The sequence below is a fragment of the Microbacterium sp. LWH11-1.2 genome, from assembly GCF_038397745.1.
Classification (GTDB): domain Bacteria; phylum Actinomycetota; class Actinomycetes; order Actinomycetales; family Microbacteriaceae; genus Microbacterium.
Genome location: NZ_CP151636.1, coordinates 3466275 through 3480116 on the forward strand (window position 1 = coordinate 3466275; position 13842 = coordinate 3480116).

Annotated in this window: 22 protein-coding genes and 1 tRNA gene; all 23 read right to left on the bottom strand. The window is 58.4% G+C overall.

The features are described 5' to 3' along the window. Nucleotides 1-282 precede the first annotated feature (282 nt). The 23 genes from MRBLWH11_RS16950 to MRBLWH11_RS17060 all read right to left on the bottom strand — a co-directional run bounded on the left by MRBLWH11_RS16950 (nucleotide 283) and on the right by MRBLWH11_RS17060 (nucleotide 13817). Nucleotides 283-1155 carry an HNH endonuclease gene (locus tag MRBLWH11_RS16950; RefSeq protein ID WP_341945662.1) on the bottom strand — a complete coding sequence of 291 codons (873 nt, stop codon included), beginning with the start codon at nucleotides 1153-1155 and terminating at the stop codon, nucleotides 283-285. Nucleotides 1156-1669: 514 nt separating this feature from the next. Next, complete coding sequence (locus tag MRBLWH11_RS16955) at nucleotides 1670-1834, bottom strand: hypothetical protein (RefSeq protein WP_341945663.1); 165 nt, start codon at nucleotides 1832-1834, stop codon at nucleotides 1670-1672. A gap of 126 nt (nucleotides 1835-1960) precedes the next feature. Continuing rightward, nucleotides 1961-2218, bottom strand: a complete 258-nt coding sequence (locus MRBLWH11_RS16960; protein WP_341945664.1) for a hypothetical protein — start codon at nucleotides 2216-2218, stop codon at nucleotides 1961-1963. 346 nt (nucleotides 2219-2564) lie between these two features. After that, entirely contained in the window at nucleotides 2565-2762 is a 198-nt protein-coding gene (locus MRBLWH11_RS16965) for a hypothetical protein (RefSeq protein WP_341945665.1), read from the bottom strand. A 110-nt stretch (nucleotides 2763-2872) separates the two neighbouring features. Then, on the bottom strand, nucleotides 2873-3070 hold the full coding sequence (locus MRBLWH11_RS16970) for a hypothetical protein (RefSeq protein WP_341945666.1): 198 nt from the start codon (nucleotides 3068-3070) through the stop codon (nucleotides 2873-2875). A 374-nt stretch (nucleotides 3071-3444) separates the two neighbouring features. Beyond that, the gene (locus tag MRBLWH11_RS16975) at nucleotides 3445-4602 is read right to left on the bottom strand and encodes a hypothetical protein (protein ID WP_341945667.1); all 1158 of its coding nucleotides are present in this window, start codon (nucleotides 4600-4602) and stop codon (nucleotides 3445-3447) included. 446 nt (nucleotides 4603-5048) lie between these two features. Beyond that, nucleotides 5049-5121 (bottom strand) — tRNA-Leu (locus MRBLWH11_RS16980). A gap of 306 nt (nucleotides 5122-5427) precedes the next feature. Further along, nucleotides 5428-6081 (bottom strand): hypothetical protein, encoded by a 654-nt coding sequence (locus MRBLWH11_RS16985; protein WP_341945668.1) that lies wholly within the window; start codon nucleotides 6079-6081, stop codon nucleotides 5428-5430. Then, nucleotides 6074-6262: a hypothetical protein gene (locus MRBLWH11_RS16990; RefSeq protein WP_341945669.1), complete on the bottom strand. Its 189-nt coding sequence runs from the start codon at nucleotides 6260-6262 to the stop codon at nucleotides 6074-6076. Before MRBLWH11_RS16990 ends, MRBLWH11_RS16985 begins: the two co-directional genes overlap by 8 nt. 430 nt (nucleotides 6263-6692) lie before the next feature. Then, nucleotides 6693-6962 (bottom strand): hypothetical protein, encoded by a 270-nt coding sequence (locus tag MRBLWH11_RS16995; RefSeq protein ID WP_341945670.1) that lies wholly within the window; start codon nucleotides 6960-6962, stop codon nucleotides 6693-6695. Nucleotides 6963-7100: 138 nt separating this feature from the next. Continuing rightward, nucleotides 7101-7523 carry a single-stranded DNA-binding protein gene (locus MRBLWH11_RS17000; RefSeq protein ID WP_341945671.1) on the bottom strand — a complete coding sequence of 141 codons (423 nt, stop codon included), beginning with the start codon at nucleotides 7521-7523 and terminating at the stop codon, nucleotides 7101-7103. 1 nt (nucleotide 7524) lies between these two features. Next, nucleotides 7525-7950 (bottom strand): hypothetical protein, encoded by a 426-nt coding sequence (locus MRBLWH11_RS17005; RefSeq protein WP_341945672.1) that lies wholly within the window; start codon nucleotides 7948-7950, stop codon nucleotides 7525-7527. Nucleotides 7951-8068: 118 nt separating this feature from the next. Next, nucleotides 8069-8323 carry a WhiB family transcriptional regulator gene (locus tag MRBLWH11_RS17010; protein ID WP_341945673.1) on the bottom strand — a complete coding sequence of 85 codons (255 nt, stop codon included), beginning with the start codon at nucleotides 8321-8323 and terminating at the stop codon, nucleotides 8069-8071. Further along, nucleotides 8320-8637 (bottom strand): hypothetical protein, encoded by a 318-nt coding sequence (locus tag MRBLWH11_RS17015; RefSeq protein ID WP_341945674.1) that lies wholly within the window; start codon nucleotides 8635-8637, stop codon nucleotides 8320-8322. Before MRBLWH11_RS17015 ends, MRBLWH11_RS17010 begins: the two co-directional genes overlap by 4 nt. Further along, nucleotides 8634-9446 (bottom strand): hypothetical protein, encoded by an 813-nt coding sequence (locus MRBLWH11_RS17020; protein ID WP_341945675.1) that lies wholly within the window; start codon nucleotides 9444-9446, stop codon nucleotides 8634-8636. The genes MRBLWH11_RS17015 and MRBLWH11_RS17020 overlap by 4 nt, the downstream gene beginning before the upstream one ends. 23 nt (nucleotides 9447-9469) lie before the next feature. Further along, nucleotides 9470-10108 carry a DNA methyltransferase gene (locus MRBLWH11_RS17025; protein ID WP_341945676.1) on the bottom strand — a complete coding sequence of 213 codons (639 nt, stop codon included), beginning with the start codon at nucleotides 10106-10108 and terminating at the stop codon, nucleotides 9470-9472. Nucleotides 10109-10285: 177 nt separating this feature from the next. Further along, the gene (locus tag MRBLWH11_RS17030; protein WP_341945677.1) at nucleotides 10286-10708 is read right to left on the bottom strand and encodes a hypothetical protein; all 423 of its coding nucleotides are present in this window, start codon (nucleotides 10706-10708) and stop codon (nucleotides 10286-10288) included. Beyond that, a complete protein-coding gene (locus tag MRBLWH11_RS17035; protein WP_341945678.1) occupies nucleotides 10705-11187 on the bottom strand; it encodes an SAM-dependent methyltransferase in 483 nt (160 codons plus the stop codon). Before MRBLWH11_RS17035 ends, MRBLWH11_RS17030 begins: the two co-directional genes overlap by 4 nt. Before the next feature lie 158 nt (nucleotides 11188-11345). Further along, nucleotides 11346-11744: a hypothetical protein gene (locus MRBLWH11_RS17040; protein WP_341945679.1), complete on the bottom strand. Its 399-nt coding sequence runs from the start codon at nucleotides 11742-11744 to the stop codon at nucleotides 11346-11348. Further along, the gene (locus tag MRBLWH11_RS17045; RefSeq protein WP_341945680.1) at nucleotides 11741-12556 is read right to left on the bottom strand and encodes a PD-(D/E)XK nuclease-like domain-containing protein; all 816 of its coding nucleotides are present in this window, start codon (nucleotides 12554-12556) and stop codon (nucleotides 11741-11743) included. Before MRBLWH11_RS17045 ends, MRBLWH11_RS17040 begins: the two co-directional genes overlap by 4 nt. Then, nucleotides 12553-12729: a hypothetical protein gene (locus MRBLWH11_RS17050; RefSeq protein WP_341945681.1), complete on the bottom strand. Its 177-nt coding sequence runs from the start codon at nucleotides 12727-12729 to the stop codon at nucleotides 12553-12555. Before MRBLWH11_RS17050 ends, MRBLWH11_RS17045 begins: the two co-directional genes overlap by 4 nt. A 727-nt stretch (nucleotides 12730-13456) precedes the next feature. Then, nucleotides 13457-13660 carry a hypothetical protein gene (locus MRBLWH11_RS17055; RefSeq protein WP_341945682.1) on the bottom strand — a complete coding sequence of 68 codons (204 nt, stop codon included), beginning with the start codon at nucleotides 13658-13660 and terminating at the stop codon, nucleotides 13457-13459. A 1-nt stretch (nucleotide 13661) separates the two neighbouring features. Further along, nucleotides 13662-13817, bottom strand: coding sequence for a hypothetical protein (locus MRBLWH11_RS17060; RefSeq protein ID WP_341945683.1), 156 nt, complete (start codon nucleotides 13815-13817; stop codon nucleotides 13662-13664). Nucleotides 13818-13842 lie beyond the last annotated feature (25 nt).

Below are 13842 nucleotides of genomic sequence, written 5' to 3' on the forward strand. Positions count from 1 at the left end.
TAGCCTCTATCTCCCGAACCGTCTCCATAAGACGCTTCGTCAACGAAGCCAAATCCCTAGCCGGCGTCTTCTCATCCTCAACAGCCGTCGCAATCCGATCCCTCGTAGCCTCCAAAAGCTCACGAGTAGACCCATTCCGGGCAGCATCAGCAACAGAACGAGACATCAAAACCACCACCAGTCACGAGGAAAAAATGTCGGGGAGGGACGATTCCTATACCCGGAGGTCTATATACGTGCCCTTGGGGGGACCCTGGGTGGTACGTCATCGATGCCTGCAACTTAGGCCGCAAGTGTTTGGTTGCGCCAAGCTTCAGTGGTCGCCGCCGTCATCATCAGGTGCTTGAACTCAGGCGCGGTAAGGCTTGTGTCTACTGTGCTTAGTCCTCGCCTTTGCCTGTCCTGTGCCCACTCATCTAGGGTCAGATCGTTCTTGTCTGAGTTGCATGACCTGCATGCGGCAACAAGGTTGGACATGTCGTTGCGCCCACCTCGACTGAGCGGGGTGACGTGCTCCGGGTCGGGTAGTCCTGGGCATGGGAGCTTGCAGTATGCGCAGGCGAGCCCTTGACGTGCGTACTGTCGCATGATCTGTGAGTAGGTGTGCTGTCCTGGTGCGTTATGCTCGCGTGCTCGGCGGCGTCGCTTGGTGGTGCGGCGGGCACAGGTACGGGAGCAGTATGCGGATGGCGTGCCATATGCGTGCTCAATGAAGGGGGTGTCGCAGTCAGCGCACCTGTTGGCATAGAAGGCTGGGCGCTTGGGTTTGGGGGCTACCCATCTGCTGGTTGATCCGTACCATCTGGCCCAGTGATCAACTGGTAGTTCGGTGTGCTCACCGTGCGAGATCGCCTTGTCTCTGCAGGTCGTTGAGCAGTAGGTGCCGACGTATCGCTGTGCGCGCTTCGGCTTGATGCATTCGGCTCCACACCAGTCGCAGCTTTTGGTTACGAGGAGATCTGGGGTGCGCGGCCTGCACTTCCGTGTGCAGTATCGCTGGCTCGTGTTGACTGGCGTATACGTTGACTGACACGTGCTGCAGGTAGACTGGTTCACAGCCGGACTCCTTCTGACCAAGGTGTTTCGGTTAGCCCCCAGGTTGAGTGTTGACGCACTCCCTGGGGGTGTTCCTATTCTACGCCCGAGATCCGACATTCATTCGAGAAAGCCAGACCTGCGAATGATCGGCGCATAATCGCGGGCCCGCTTGGTGCTATTGCATGTTGCGTGCGCAGCGCGCGCGTTTGCGACGTTGTCTGCGCCGCCTTTAGCGAGAGGCACCAGATGGTCGACAACGAAGCACATGGGGTCGGGCCACGTCAGCTCATAGTTGATTGGCTTCCCACAGATGTGGCAGTTCGGTTTTGCTCGGCGTATGAGCGCGCGCATCCGGTTTGCCATGGCCTTAGAGCGCTCGGTCATGGTCTCGCCTTAGTCGGCATCGGCATCATTGACTGTCCTTAACGCAAGCAACCCTTAGTAACGACACCGTTACTAAGGGTTGTGGGGTGTGGAGTTCTATGTCAGTCGTATCCGAGTTCGTATCTGATGCGGCTTTTGGAGGGTGAGAGTGTGGCTGTGGTGTCTGCGCAGTCGCATCGTTCGCATGCTGATTGGGATGTCCAGCCTGTTCCGCAGTGATCGCAGATGTACACGTCGTCGTGTTCGGTCACTGTTCGATGCCGTTCTTCCAGGTGCGCATCTTGGGTGTCCATCCGTCTGGTGTGGGTACGTGTTCGTTGTGGTGGAAGACGTACCGGAGTGTGGGTTGCCGGAGGATGTAGATGAGGATGCTGAGTGTGAGTGTGATGGCGATACCGGTGATGGTGCGCATCAGTCGTTCTCGTCGTCTTGTTCACCGTGTTCGCGTGACCGGAGCCATGTGTGGAGGAGGATCAGTCCGGTGCCACCAATGGCGAAGCAGGCTGTGATTCCGATAGCCACACCCGTGGATAGCAGGTCACTCATCTTCGTCGTCGTCCGCTTCGTTGTAATCCCAGGAGTCCTGAATGATTTTCCGCCCGATGGTTAGCAGTCCTTCATCAACGTGGAGGGGTTGCGTTTCGGGGGTGAGCATCCTGTAGTTGGTGCTGTTGGGTTTGTCGAGTGTGGTGGATGAGACGATGACGACCCAACCGGATGTGTAGTGTCCGGGGAAGATGTCTGCGATGTGTGCACTGATGGCGTTGTCGAGGCCGGTGCGCGTCTCATCACTCATGGTGCGGCCTCAACTCCCACGGCATGTCTTCATCCAGAATGAGGATGCGCGTCTCGGGATGCCGCCAGATCAGCCGCAAGTAGTCGAGATCCCAGTCAGCACTCATCGTCGTCCGTTGGCTTCGCGTCGTGGTCCTTGAGCCATTTCGAGTTTAAAATTGCGTCCGCCAGAACGCTTGGTACTGTTGGCATCGTGCGGGATATGAGCTGCATAAGTTGCTGGCGCTCATTCATCGTCTTCTCCAATGTGGCATTCGTCACTCAGGCACCATTCGCCTTCTCCTTCGAGGTGGGTGATGGCTAGGTGGCGCATGATGCTTCTGTCGGTCTCCATCGACTCGGCCTTCCTAGGCTGATAGTTCGTAGAGGAATGCGCCAAGCAGGTTGAGGTTGGCGCGGTATCGACCAGCATGGTGGGCGCAATATTTGAGCTCGTTACCGGCTGGCATGGCGACGTAGATGAGTGCGGTGGTTCCTTTGCCGCACCGGTCGCAGTAGGTCATGCTTTTGTCTGCTAGGTCGTAGAACTCTGTTTGCTCATCCACGATCGCCGCCTTCGTTACTAACACTTACGGGTGTATCCGTTGGTAACGGGGTGGCTTACTAACATGTGTGGGCCGGAACACTTGTGATGTTCCGGCCCACATTGGTCTGATTACTCGTCGGCGCCGAACGTTGCGTCTCTTGCGCGTCGAAGGGTGCGGATCAGGCGGTTGATGCCCGACCTGTCGAACTCCACGCCATTAATGCAGGTTGCAGGATTCTCGCCGTGCCACGTGACGGTGAGTACGGGCTCTGATACGCCGTCGTTCTCGACTGCGGTTGCAGAGTCCCAGAAGGTTTCTTTGGGCATGGTTGCCCCTTTCGCTCGACAGCTTCGCGCTGTCTCACCCAGCATCGCGCCAGGGAGCTATGGGTGCGGCGCAGTCTTATACGTCCGAAGATGTATAAGACTGCGCCACAGGGTTCAAGTCCACACAACCTCAGCGCCTGGTGCCTACTGATGCGGCTAATGCCTAAGGGCGGGTTTGCGCGGGGGTGGACAAGTATTAGGTGGGTGGTTGTGAGGCTCGCTCCCCCACTCGTGCAATCGACGCCACCCGCGCCGGCCATCCACGGACATTGCACTGCCCTGATGACGTTCGCCGTACTAGTGCATGTGTCCGATATCCGTTGACGCACCCGAAGGTTGAGTGAACGGCTTACGGTCACCTCAGGCGACCACTTCTAGAGAACAGTCAGTGACTGCAGATCGAATCCGTCTTCTGTGATGTCGAAGACGAGCATGCCGGGGTCGGAATCGTCGCCGGCAATGTTGCGGAACCAGTCAGACCCGTTATCGAGGGTGGGTGCTGCGATATGCCACTTGGAGCGCCCCGTGTACGGGTTGCGTCCAGTGGGCAGGATCGCAAGGTGGTGATAGTGACCGGTCAGAAGGATGTCTGCGGCGCCAACAGGCTGACCGCCGTGGGTTTGCTTGCCCCACCATGCGGCGGCCTGACCATCACGGAACTGATTCCCGTGACACATTCCCACTTTGGTGCCGCGGACATCCACAACCATCGACTCGTTATAATGCTCCGGGTATTCCCATGTGGCGTCGAGTCCGGCGGCTTTCGCAACCTTCTCAACCTGCCTGTGCACGAAGATCCCGAGGTCGTCGCCGGGTGCACCAAGGTTCTGGGGTCCGCGTCTCCATGCAGTGTGGTTCGACGGGACTACGGCAACCTTGACGGCACCGAACCGGGCGCACAGTTCAACGAACTTGTACACCTCTGTCGCGGCGACATCCATCTGCTGCGAGAGGGACAGGTCGTTGGAGAACATTGGGTTTCCGCCAGACTCGAACCCCTCGAAGAGGTCGTTGATGTCGGGGAGGAAGATGTTGTCCGGTCTGCGGCGCTTGAACTCGGCTTCGAGCTTGCACCGCTTCTCGTCCAGGCGTTCGAGCAGTTCTGGTGTGCCGCCACGTGAACCCGTTTTGCCGATCTGCGGGTCTGCGATGACAGCGACTGTTGTCCTGGCCGTGGGGGTCGCCTTGACGCGTGCGCGAGGCTTGCGGCGCCCCTCCGCGTACAAGGCGGGGAGGTCAATCGCATCCTCGGCGGCTGTGATGGACTCGAACGAGAAAAGGAAGCTGTACGTGTCTTCCTTGTCGTGGTGAGTCTTCGTCCACTGGGAGACCTTGCCGACGATGCGGAACGTGTCAGGGTCAACGCCTGCAAGCTTCAGTAGTTCACGTTCGTCGGACACCATCTTGCGTACGGGGCCAGTTGACGCTTCACCCTTACCAGTCTTGGTGTCGAGCTCGGAGTGCTGCCGGTAGCTGACGGGCGGGATGACGTTCTTGGTTTCACCCTCGGCAAGGCGGTCTGAGATGCTCATTTCGTGTACCCGTTCCGACGTCTCCACGTTCCGAACGTGGTATCAGCAACCTCAGGCATGCCTTCTTCGATGAGGGCCGCGAGGAGGTCGACGTGTCGCCATGCCGGGTCTACGAGTGCTTTGCTTACGGCTTCATGATCTACGGCTGGGAGTTCATCTAGCCAGCGGTCGAGGATTGTCTGATTTGTCTTCGGTGCGGGCGGTGCCGCAAGACGAGTAGCAAGCGACACGACGGTCACCTTTCAGATAGCCAGTTGTCGGTGTTGAGTTGTTGGTTGACATTGCGGGTATTCCGTGCGTGCTTCATGTACGCCGGTTATGCCCGTTTCAAGAAAAGTTGGTGGCGAGGCGTTTTCTGCGCGGGCGCGACCCCGGAAACCTGCTCGCCGTCAGGGTGACTAGTCCATTTCTAGATGTTCGTGCTGCACTGTCTAGTCACTGCGCGGTACCGATCCCCAGGGTCGAACTGGGACTGAACGGGTTTTGAAGCCGTTGCCTCTGCCATTGGGCTAGATCGGCGTTGGTTAGGGTGCTCGCCTCAGCCGCACTGGCTCGAGCTTTGACACGACGGTTTGCGCGCTTCGATCGAGCGTTCCCGATCCGTGGGCTGTCGTGTGTTTGTGCGTGATGTCATGTCACGCTTGTCGCCGGCATCGACCCGGCTTGCCCTCGACTCGCCATACGCCACGGTTACCCATGAGCCAACGAGGAGGTACAAAGAAAGCCGCTCACCATTGATGGTTGAGCGGCTTGTGCGGAGAGTTTCGAGTCTTCTCCTGAACTAAGGCCAAGTGTACAGCATATTGACCATGGATTACAACCATGTCATTTGGCGTGTCGTGCAAGTCTCGCTTCCCTGAGTGCGACAATATCGATGTCCAAACCAGCTTCGTTTCCGAGTTCTTCAAGGCCGGTATCGCTGACCCAGATTGCTGCACATTCTCGCACCTGGCATTCGGCGGTGGGTTCCTGCCCGTCGCGCCAGACAACGATCAGGTTATCAACCGTGTCGCCGTTCTCGTTGGTGAACTTGCCGTTCCCACACCTCGTGCATTCGAGACCTCGGAGTGACACGCGGATGGGTGGTTCGATGAGATCCCAGATGCTGGTTGCCCACGCGTCGGGGTAAGCGGCCAGTCGTTCGTACATGTACTGGTCGATCTCTTCAGTGCGGTGCAGGGTGTGCAGGTGGTCCCAGAACCCGCGCAGGTCTAGCTTCAACTCCCCGGCTACGGTGACGCGCCATTCCTGCAACCAGGCGCGTGTGACGTTCTGGATGTGCTCGAGCAGGTCGAGGGATTTCACGTCGAGGACGTTGCGGGTGTTGACTGCTGATCCTCCCCCGTTCTGGTTGCCGTCTGGTACGACGCGTGCACGGAGCATGTCGACGAGTGGTGGGAAGTGTTGTGTTCTTTCGCCTCCATCGACGGGCACGACCATCATCCATGGGTCAATCAGTTTCGCGAGACCATCAGACATTCGCTTCTCCCTTGCGTGCTGCAATATCTAGGCCGTACAGGATGGTCTGTCGAACCATGTCCGCGCGGCTCGGGTTCTGTAAAGCGAGAAGCCGGATGAGGCCGGGGATCGCGTTGATGTCCTGCTTTTCGAGCGCAAGATGGATCCCGCGCTCAATCTGTGCGTCAGTGAACTCAGACATTGCTCCCCTCCCGGAGAACTTCCCAGTCATCTACCCAGGACACCATCTCGCCAGAGTTCATTGGACCACCGCTCCACGATCCCTGATCCGCAAACCAACGGTTGCTTCCGTCGGCCGCCTTTCGTGCCGCGGACCATGCAAGCTCGCTGTACACGACCGCATTACCTCCGAGAGCGTCTAGCTTGTCCTGTACTTGTTGGTTGCTCATCGGCTTTCCTTTCAGCAGAAGTCCCCGACCCCGATTGGGGCGAGGTCAATCTCTTTGTCGAACATGTCGTGAGAACTGTCATACGAGAACGGTGTGCACATCAGGCGACCCCATGACATGCACACGAACAGTTGGTGTTCGGGCATCCTTTGTGTTCCGTGGTTGACGGGAACGCACAGAAACCCGAACGCGTCATACGAACCTGCGACTTCGACGGCTCAGTCATCGACGCACCTGCTCCGGCTCGTGTTCCTCGTTCTCGATGCGATCGGCTTCGTCGTCAAGTGCGCCCACCCATCCGCCAAAACGCTTTTCGGCAGCCCATTCGGCGCGAACGCGCGAAGCCATGTTGCGTAGCGCGTCGGCTTGGAGGCGTCGGATCACGGGAGACGCCAAGATCGCGTCGGCAGTGCGGTGGTTCTCGTCCGGCTTCTCAAAACCGTCTTCAATGATCTGGGCTAGCTCGTCTCGGATGCTCTGCGGCTTGTTCATGTTCTCTCCGTTTCGTGTCCGTAGTCGTATGCGAGGTCGTCACGGCAACCACACCGGATGCTCACCGCTTGGGTTGTGATGACCGCGCGACCACCAAGCACCTCACCCGTGTCGATGAGCGTGAGGTATGGCGTGTGGCTAGAAAGGTGTGTCATCGCCGAAGCTTCCCGGTGTCGTCCACGCATCAGACTGCGCGGGTGCCGGTGCCGACTGTGCTGACGGCTGTTCTGCGCGCGGGATGACACCCAACGTCCCAAACCGGATCGACAATGCAGCATCCGTGGTCCCGTCCGTCTTCTGGAAAACACGCAACTCCGGCTGACCGGTTACCGTCACCAGTGTCCCCTTACGAACCGCGGCAACGATCGCCTCAGCATCCGCCTCCCAGAACGACGCCTGCACCCACAGTGTTGCGCCGGCATCCTCCCACTGGTTCGTCTGCTTGTTGAGTCGGCGCGGGGTGTGCGGGATGGATACGTTCGTGACCGCTTTGCCCTGATGGTTCCCGAGCTCGGGATCCTTCGCCACGAAACCCTCGATGGTCGTTGTTGCCTTACTCATGTCAGAGCCTTTCGTTGATGATCTGTTGGATTGCTTCGGGGCGAAATGGGTTCGGGTTGGGTGGCTGCTTGTCGGTCTCACGTTCGCCACCCAAAAGCACGGCGAAGTCTTCGAGAGTCATGGTCACGAGCTGGTCTTTCGCCTGCCCCTTGCCGTGACGCTTATGTACGACGACGGCAACCTTGGCGTCAGCGTTACCCCGCTCAACCTCCGCCTCACGCAACCACGTACCAAGATCCATGCGCGCATGATTCTTGACTTCAATGCAGATCTTCTCCCCCAGCAGGGTTCGAACACCGGCAACATCACCACGATCCTTCGCACCCGACAACGGCATGCGCATGATCCGGTCATCCCCCAGCCGCGCCTGCAGAAACAGGACGGCCAGGGTTTCGAGGAGGGTGCCTTTCTGTCGCTGCTTACTCATGCGGTTACTTCCTCTCGAATACTTGGCACTCCTGGGCGCGACAACAACTCGCGAAGAGCTGCGGCCGCTTGCTGAGGAACGACCCCGTTACCGCACGCCTTCAACTGCTCGGCGCGCGTCAGTCCCATACTGTCTCCTTGTTGCGTTGTTCGATGATGCGTCTCCTGGTGCGTGCTGTTACCCCACCCCAGATGCCGTCTGTGATCCGGTTGTTGATGGCGTATTCGAGGCATGAGGTTCGGGTGTCGCAGTGGTGGCAGATGGTTCGTGCGTTGGGTCCGGATACTGAGTCGCCGATTTCGGGGAAGAAGATGTCAGGGTCGGTGGTTGCGCATGCGGCGTCGTTGAACCATTCGGCGCGTTCGAACATCATGCGGCTGCCCGTGCTTCGAGAACATGCGACCACTGTTCACGACGCAACTTGTTGGGCTGTAGTCCGAGCCCGCGTCTGATCTCTGCGACCTGCCGCGAGTTGAGCCCGAGTCGCATGGCAATGACAGCATCGGGTTCGCCGCGGTCTACGAGTTTGTGGACGCGTGCGGTGATGGTGTCGGGTGCGTGGTCGGCTTTGGTGAGTAGTTCGCGGAATGCGGTGTTGAGGATGGTGGTGATTTTGAGTCCGCGTTCTTCGGCGTACCGTGCGAGCTGGTACCACTCTCGATCCGGAATGTCGTAGGTGATCTTCATTCGAGTTCTTCTTTCCGTTTCAGGCATCTCACACAGGAGTTGTCTGCAGCCCACTTGTGTCCGTTGGCGCACGGGTCACGTGTCTCACGCATGAGCGCATCCCACTGGGCGTTGATGACGTTGGTGCCTGCTGTGGGTGGTTCGTCTGTCCACCGTTCACCGTTGAGCCAGACGTTGAGGGCTGGCACGTATCGCTTCTCGGTGGTGGTGGCGTACGCGGTTCCGAAGCGGATGATGTCGTCGATCAACTTTTCGACACCGCGGCTCTTCGCTGCGGTCTTGAACTTCTCGAGCGACTTCTTGCGTTCGACCTTCTTCGGCCAGTACGCCCATGCCCGTTCGAAGTCCTCATCAGACACACGCACCCTAGCCGCAGGTGAGGAAGAGTTCTTTCTTTTATCTGTCTCTGTCTCTGTCTCTATCTCTGCTTTAGGTTGGGTTACTTTTGGGTTTTGTTTTGAAACCGAGTCGGTTTCGGTTGGGTTTTTTCGCGGTCGTCCACCCCGACTCCCGTTAGCCTTGTTCGTCTCCACGCGGTGCTCACGGGCAGCCTTCGTGTCCTGGTGTTCCGCATAGTCACGGATCACAAACTCGGCACCGTCATGGATGACAAGGGGGCGCTCCGGGTCACTCATGAGCAGCGGATCGAGCACGGCTTTGCTCCACATGCGCAACGCCATAACCTCTGGGATACGTCCGTCTAGATCCTGCATGCGGGAGTAACCGTTCATCTCAACGAACGCCCATTTTGCTTCGACGGGTAGTGGCGCGACTTTCGGGTGCATCCAGAAATCAATCGGGAACGTCATCCACAGCCTTCTGTCTCTTGGCACTAGGCCCACCTCACTAGGGGTTGAGCGGAGAGACGTTTCGCGATTACTTCGCAATACGCCTCGTCGAGTTCGACACCGATTGCCCTCCGCCCCATCTCCGCAGCGGCAACGAGGGTCGAACCTGATCCTGCAGACGGGTCGGCGATCACACCGCTCGTCTTCGCGATGAGATCCTGCATGAGCGGGATCGGCTTCTGGTGCGGGTGCAGCCGTCCGTTCTTCGCCATCGACTGCACGGGCGCGTAAGAGAGAACGTTCGATGTTCGTGGCCCCGCGAATCCCTTACCGATGACATAGATCTCCTGATCGGATGGCTTCCATGGAACCGATAGATCACCCATGCCGAGCGCGCCCTTCGTGTCCCAGATGAGACGCGTGTGGGTGCCCTCAGGGTGAGCGATCTTCCACGACCCGAAGACGAGGGCGGGCTTGTCGCCCCAAAGAGAAAGGACACCATCGCGAATGCTGGTGTCCTTATCGTTGAGGATTGACGCTTTGAGCTTCGATCTTCGGGAACCCGACTGATAGTTGATCCCATACGGCGGATCAGTGATCAGCACATCTGCCGCCATCCAGGCCAGTTCCTCGAGCCCGCTTCCGTGGTAGAGAGTCACGTACTCGTCTTCGTAGTACAACACGTCATCACGCTCCTCCTACTAGGTATGCCTGTACGTCGGCCAAGTCCATGCGGCACATGTCCGCGATGTCTTCGGGCCATACACCGGACACGTATAACTGTTCGATGGCGAACCTGGCACGTGTCCCGGGTGTTGCCGTGTATGAGATGAGCATCATCCGGGCAATGCTGTCGCCGGTCATGACTCCGCACCTTTCGCCTGGGATGCAGCACGCAGAGCTGATCGGATGTTCATACGCACCCACTCGATATCGTTGCTGTACTTCGGGTCGTTGATGACCTGCTCGACGCGCTCAGCAAGTTCGGCCCAGCCTTCCTCGAATGCCCACCGGAACGGAGCTGACGATACGAGCGGGTATGCCTTCACGGCACACGTCGCGGCGAGTGTGTACCGAAGCGGCGCACTACCCACCTGCGCGTCGGACGGTTCGCCCTGCGGCTTCGGTATACCCACCGCGTCGATGGCTGCTTGTGCGCGTGTGATCCACCAGGCAAGGTCTTCCGGGTGTGCTGGCGGCCATTCGGTGACGGGTGTGCCTGGTTCGTCGTCGGGTGCGGGTGCCTCATACATTGCCGCCGCGACACGATCAATGAGACTCATGACGCCGCCTTCAAGAAGGTCACCCAATGCGTCTTAGCCGTCTTGCCGCTACGGTGCCCGACGAGTGGCGCGTTAGGAGTGAGCGCGAGGATCTGTCCCACGGGGATCTGCGTCTCATTCCACTTGAAGATCAGCACACCGTTCTCTGCAAGAACCCGGAAGCACTCTGCAAACCCAAGGGTCAGGTCATGCCGCCAGTTGAGCGGATCGAGCTTGCCGTACTTCTTTCCCATCCACGCGTTTTCCCCGACGCGCACGAGGTGGGGCGGATCGAATACAACAACCCGGAACGATTCATCTGGGAACGGAAGAGACCGGAAGTCCATCTCTACGTCGGGGTGCACGTTCAATGCGCGTCCGTCACAGAGAATGTGATCCTCGGTTCGGATGTCACCAAAGACGACGCGCGGATCTTCCTTGTCGAAGTAGAACATTCTGCTACCCGACGCGGGATCTAGTACCAACTGCTGTTCGTTCATGATCCGCTTCCATCTCGTTCGAGCTCGGTTCGTTTCTTGGTGATCGCATCCTTGACTGTGGCTGCAATACCCAACGTCACGGCATAAGTTTCGATCTTGTCCAACCCGGTGATGTCGGTTGCGTTGGCGATCGCTGTGAGTGCGTTCTCGATCTTCTCCTATGCGACAGGTGCAACATCAGGGAGCGGTTCGATGGTTACGGGCGTCTTCTTGCCGCGCTTGACCGTGCTTGCGATCTTCATGGTCTTGCCGATGTGCGAGAGGTGGCTTACCCGAATCCCACCGACTTCTTCAGGCCCGAACCGGACAGCGGGATCGAGCTTCAGGGTGACGCGCCGGCCTACCCAGACGTCGGACTCTTCGCCCCATGCGGCGATCAAAATCCGGACGACGGTGGGCGGTGGGCGCCACACTCGACCGCCGCCTTCAACCAGGTCGATGTCGTACTTCTGTTCAGCCTTGCCGGGCTTCACGCCGGCGATGGTGAACGTGCGCGGCCCACCAACGAAATCGTCACCGTTCCACTGGTCTGAGCGTGGTTCTGCTGTGATCCTCATAGCGCCAGTTCCTCTTCGTGCTGATAGATGAGCCAGTTGGGTGGGCCGAGTAGTTCACCTTCGACCCCGGGCCACGTGGCGGTTTCAACGCATCGCTGGTAGATGTCGCGTGCTTCTTGTGCGAGTTTCCGTCCGATGTCGCGGTAGATGACGTCGAGTTCGTGAACGGCAACCTGGTATGGGCCACTGGTTTCGACTGCGATGAACTTGAACGTTTCGAGTTCGACACCGGTTTCGTATCGGTGGACGTCGCGGTACCAGGCTTCTTGAACGAAGTACCCGTATTCGATGACGTGTTTGCCGAACCCGCGTGGTGATGCGTCGGTGGTTGTCTTGAGGTCTGCCCCCGCACCGTTGCCGTAGATGTCGAACCGTGCACGCACTGGCACGCCCTCGGGCGACGTGCTGAAAATGGATGTTTCCCGGTGCGGCTGCTCAAGGATCTTCCGTGCGTCCGCATTGTTGAGTACGGCGTCGGTGATCTTGTTGATGACGTTGACTTCGACGGACTTCATGGGCACGAACCCGAACCCGCGTTGTTCCTCAGCCCATTCCTTTGCGGCTTTGGTAGACGCTGCGCCGTTTGATGCGAGGAGGTCTTCGGGGTAGGCGATGGCCTGCAACCCGGTGCCGAGTACTTTCGCGTGTACTGCGTGTCCGATGTCGAACGCACGGCTGGTTCTCGGGTGACTCTTCTCCCAGATGAACTTGGCCGGCGATCCCTTGAACTCGGGGAGAAGAGTGCGCGCCCCGGTGCTGGATAGCTCGGGGCGCGCATGGTAAATCTCATCCGGCATGTTGTGATCGATCACTTCTCGATCACCGCCACGATGTCGGCGGGTGAGATGTAGAGCGGCTTACTCTTCCCACTCGTCCATGTCACCTTATTGACTTCGCCCGTCACGGATGATCGGGTGATACTGAATTCCTCAAGATCGAGCGCGATGACGGCTCCACTCTTGAGATAAATGTCGAGCTTTGTCATGGCCTATTCCATTCCGTCGATGATGTCTTGTGCGTGTCCGGCAATGATCTGGATGATGTGTTCGTTGATGTCGACACCGTTGATTGCGGCTTCGGTGACCAAACGCGCGTACACGTCGTCGAATAGTTCGAGCGTTGTGAGCGTGTCGCCGTTGCTATCTGCTCTTCGTACCCGCGACGCCAGTCATCGCGCTCATCCGCCACGCGCTCCAGCGCGGTCCAAGGTACTCTCCCGCGTGACGCTTAGCGCGCTCAATCAGACGCGCAACATCATCAGCTGACAGCATTGTCACCGGCACGATGACTTTTACTTCTCGATAGTTCGTCATATCGCTCTTTCTTGGTCGAATGCGTGCATGAGTCGTTTGAGGTTCATTTCGCCAGGTGAACGCAACTTGTCACCCGCAACACATGAACACAGATCCTCTTCGTCCGGATCCCGACTAATCATGTAATGGCCGTTGTCTTTGCAAACAGGGCAGTTCATGGCGTGTACGAGGGGAGAATTCCGGAGCCAAACCACTCCCAGTAGGGTGCATCCGAGCACTCTTTCACCGTGTACTGAGACCCCACATTCGCGTGGTGGCCATCTGCGGTCTCCAAATCCCACGAGAACGCACCCTCACGTCGCTGCCAGAATCCGGCATAAGTCCGCCGCACGCGATACTCACCAGGTTCGATGTGACCCTCACGAATTAGGCGCGCAATGAGGCGCTCGCTTGGCTTACTCATGTCTCAATCTCCACTTTCGGTGCAGGCCATCCCCCGCTGTCGATTAGCCGTAGTCGGAACAGTTCGGCTTCCCATGCTTTGATGTGCACTTCGGCCATTGCGATTGCGATGGGGTTGTGTACGGTTATGGCGGCATCGAGGAATCGTTGTTCTGCGGCGAGGCGTTCTTCTGCTTGTGCAATGTCCGCGGTGATTTTCATGTCATACCTCGTTGCGGATCCTGTTGATGAATCGGGCATGCTTCCACGCCATTTCCCACGACTCGTGCGGGATTGTTGCGGTGCCGGTGAACAGCATCCAGATGCCGTCTTCATCACGCCAAATGTGTTGTCTGAGCGGGAATGAGAAAGCGTTCATGATTGCTCCTATCCGAAGCAGTTTC

Bases quoted from the DNA above. Each gene is read 5' to 3' on its own strand.
- MRBLWH11_RS16950 (WP_341945662.1), bottom strand. From the start codon at position 1,155: ATGTCGGATCTCGGGCGTAGAATAGGAACACCCCCAGGGAGTGCGTCA.
- MRBLWH11_RS16955 (WP_341945663.1), bottom strand. From the start codon at position 1,834: ATGCGCACCATCACCGGTATCGCCATCACACTCACACTCAGCATCCTC.
- MRBLWH11_RS16960 (WP_341945664.1), bottom strand. From the start codon at position 2,218: ATGAGTGATGAGACGCGCACCGGCCTCGACAACGCCATCAGTGCACAC.
- MRBLWH11_RS16970 (WP_341945666.1), bottom strand. From the start codon at position 3,070: ATGCCCAAAGAAACCTTCTGGGACTCTGCAACCGCAGTCGAGAACGAC.
- MRBLWH11_RS16975 (WP_341945667.1), bottom strand. From the start codon at position 4,602: ATGAGCATCTCAGACCGCCTTGCCGAGGGTGAAACCAAGAACGTCATC.
- MRBLWH11_RS16985 (WP_341945668.1), bottom strand. From the start codon at position 6,081: ATGTCTGATGGTCTCGCGAAACTGATTGACCCATGGATGATGGTCGTG.
- MRBLWH11_RS16990 (WP_341945669.1), bottom strand. From the start codon at position 6,262: ATGTCTGAGTTCACTGACGCACAGATTGAGCGCGGGATCCATCTTGCG.
- MRBLWH11_RS16995 (WP_341945670.1), bottom strand. From the start codon at position 6,962: ATGAACAAGCCGCAGAGCATCCGAGACGAGCTAGCCCAGATCATTGAA.
- MRBLWH11_RS17000 (WP_341945671.1), bottom strand. From the start codon at position 7,523: ATGAGTAAGGCAACAACGACCATCGAGGGTTTCGTGGCGAAGGATCCC.
- MRBLWH11_RS17005 (WP_341945672.1), bottom strand. From the start codon at position 7,950: ATGAGTAAGCAGCGACAGAAAGGCACCCTCCTCGAAACCCTGGCCGTC.
- MRBLWH11_RS17010 (WP_341945673.1), bottom strand. From the start codon at position 8,323: ATGATGTTCGAACGCGCCGAATGGTTCAACGACGCCGCATGCGCAACC.
- MRBLWH11_RS17015 (WP_341945674.1), bottom strand. From the start codon at position 8,637: ATGAAGATCACCTACGACATTCCGGATCGAGAGTGGTACCAGCTCGCA.
- MRBLWH11_RS17020 (WP_341945675.1), bottom strand. From the start codon at position 9,446: ATGACGTTCCCGATTGATTTCTGGATGCACCCGAAAGTCGCGCCACTA.
- MRBLWH11_RS17030 (WP_341945677.1), bottom strand. From the start codon at position 10,708: ATGAGTCTCATTGATCGTGTCGCGGCGGCAATGTATGAGGCACCCGCA.
- MRBLWH11_RS17035 (WP_341945678.1), bottom strand. From the start codon at position 11,187: ATGAACGAACAGCAGTTGGTACTAGATCCCGCGTCGGGTAGCAGAATG.
- MRBLWH11_RS17040 (WP_341945679.1), bottom strand. From the start codon at position 11,744: ATGAGGATCACAGCAGAACCACGCTCAGACCAGTGGAACGGTGACGAT.
- MRBLWH11_RS17050 (WP_341945681.1), bottom strand. From the start codon at position 12,729: ATGACAAAGCTCGACATTTATCTCAAGAGTGGAGCCGTCATCGCGCTC.
- MRBLWH11_RS17055 (WP_341945682.1), bottom strand. From the start codon at position 13,660: ATGAAAATCACCGCGGACATTGCACAAGCAGAAGAACGCCTCGCCGCA.
- MRBLWH11_RS17060 (WP_341945683.1), bottom strand. From the start codon at position 13,817: ATGAACGCTTTCTCATTCCCGCTCAGACAACACATTTGGCGTGATGAA.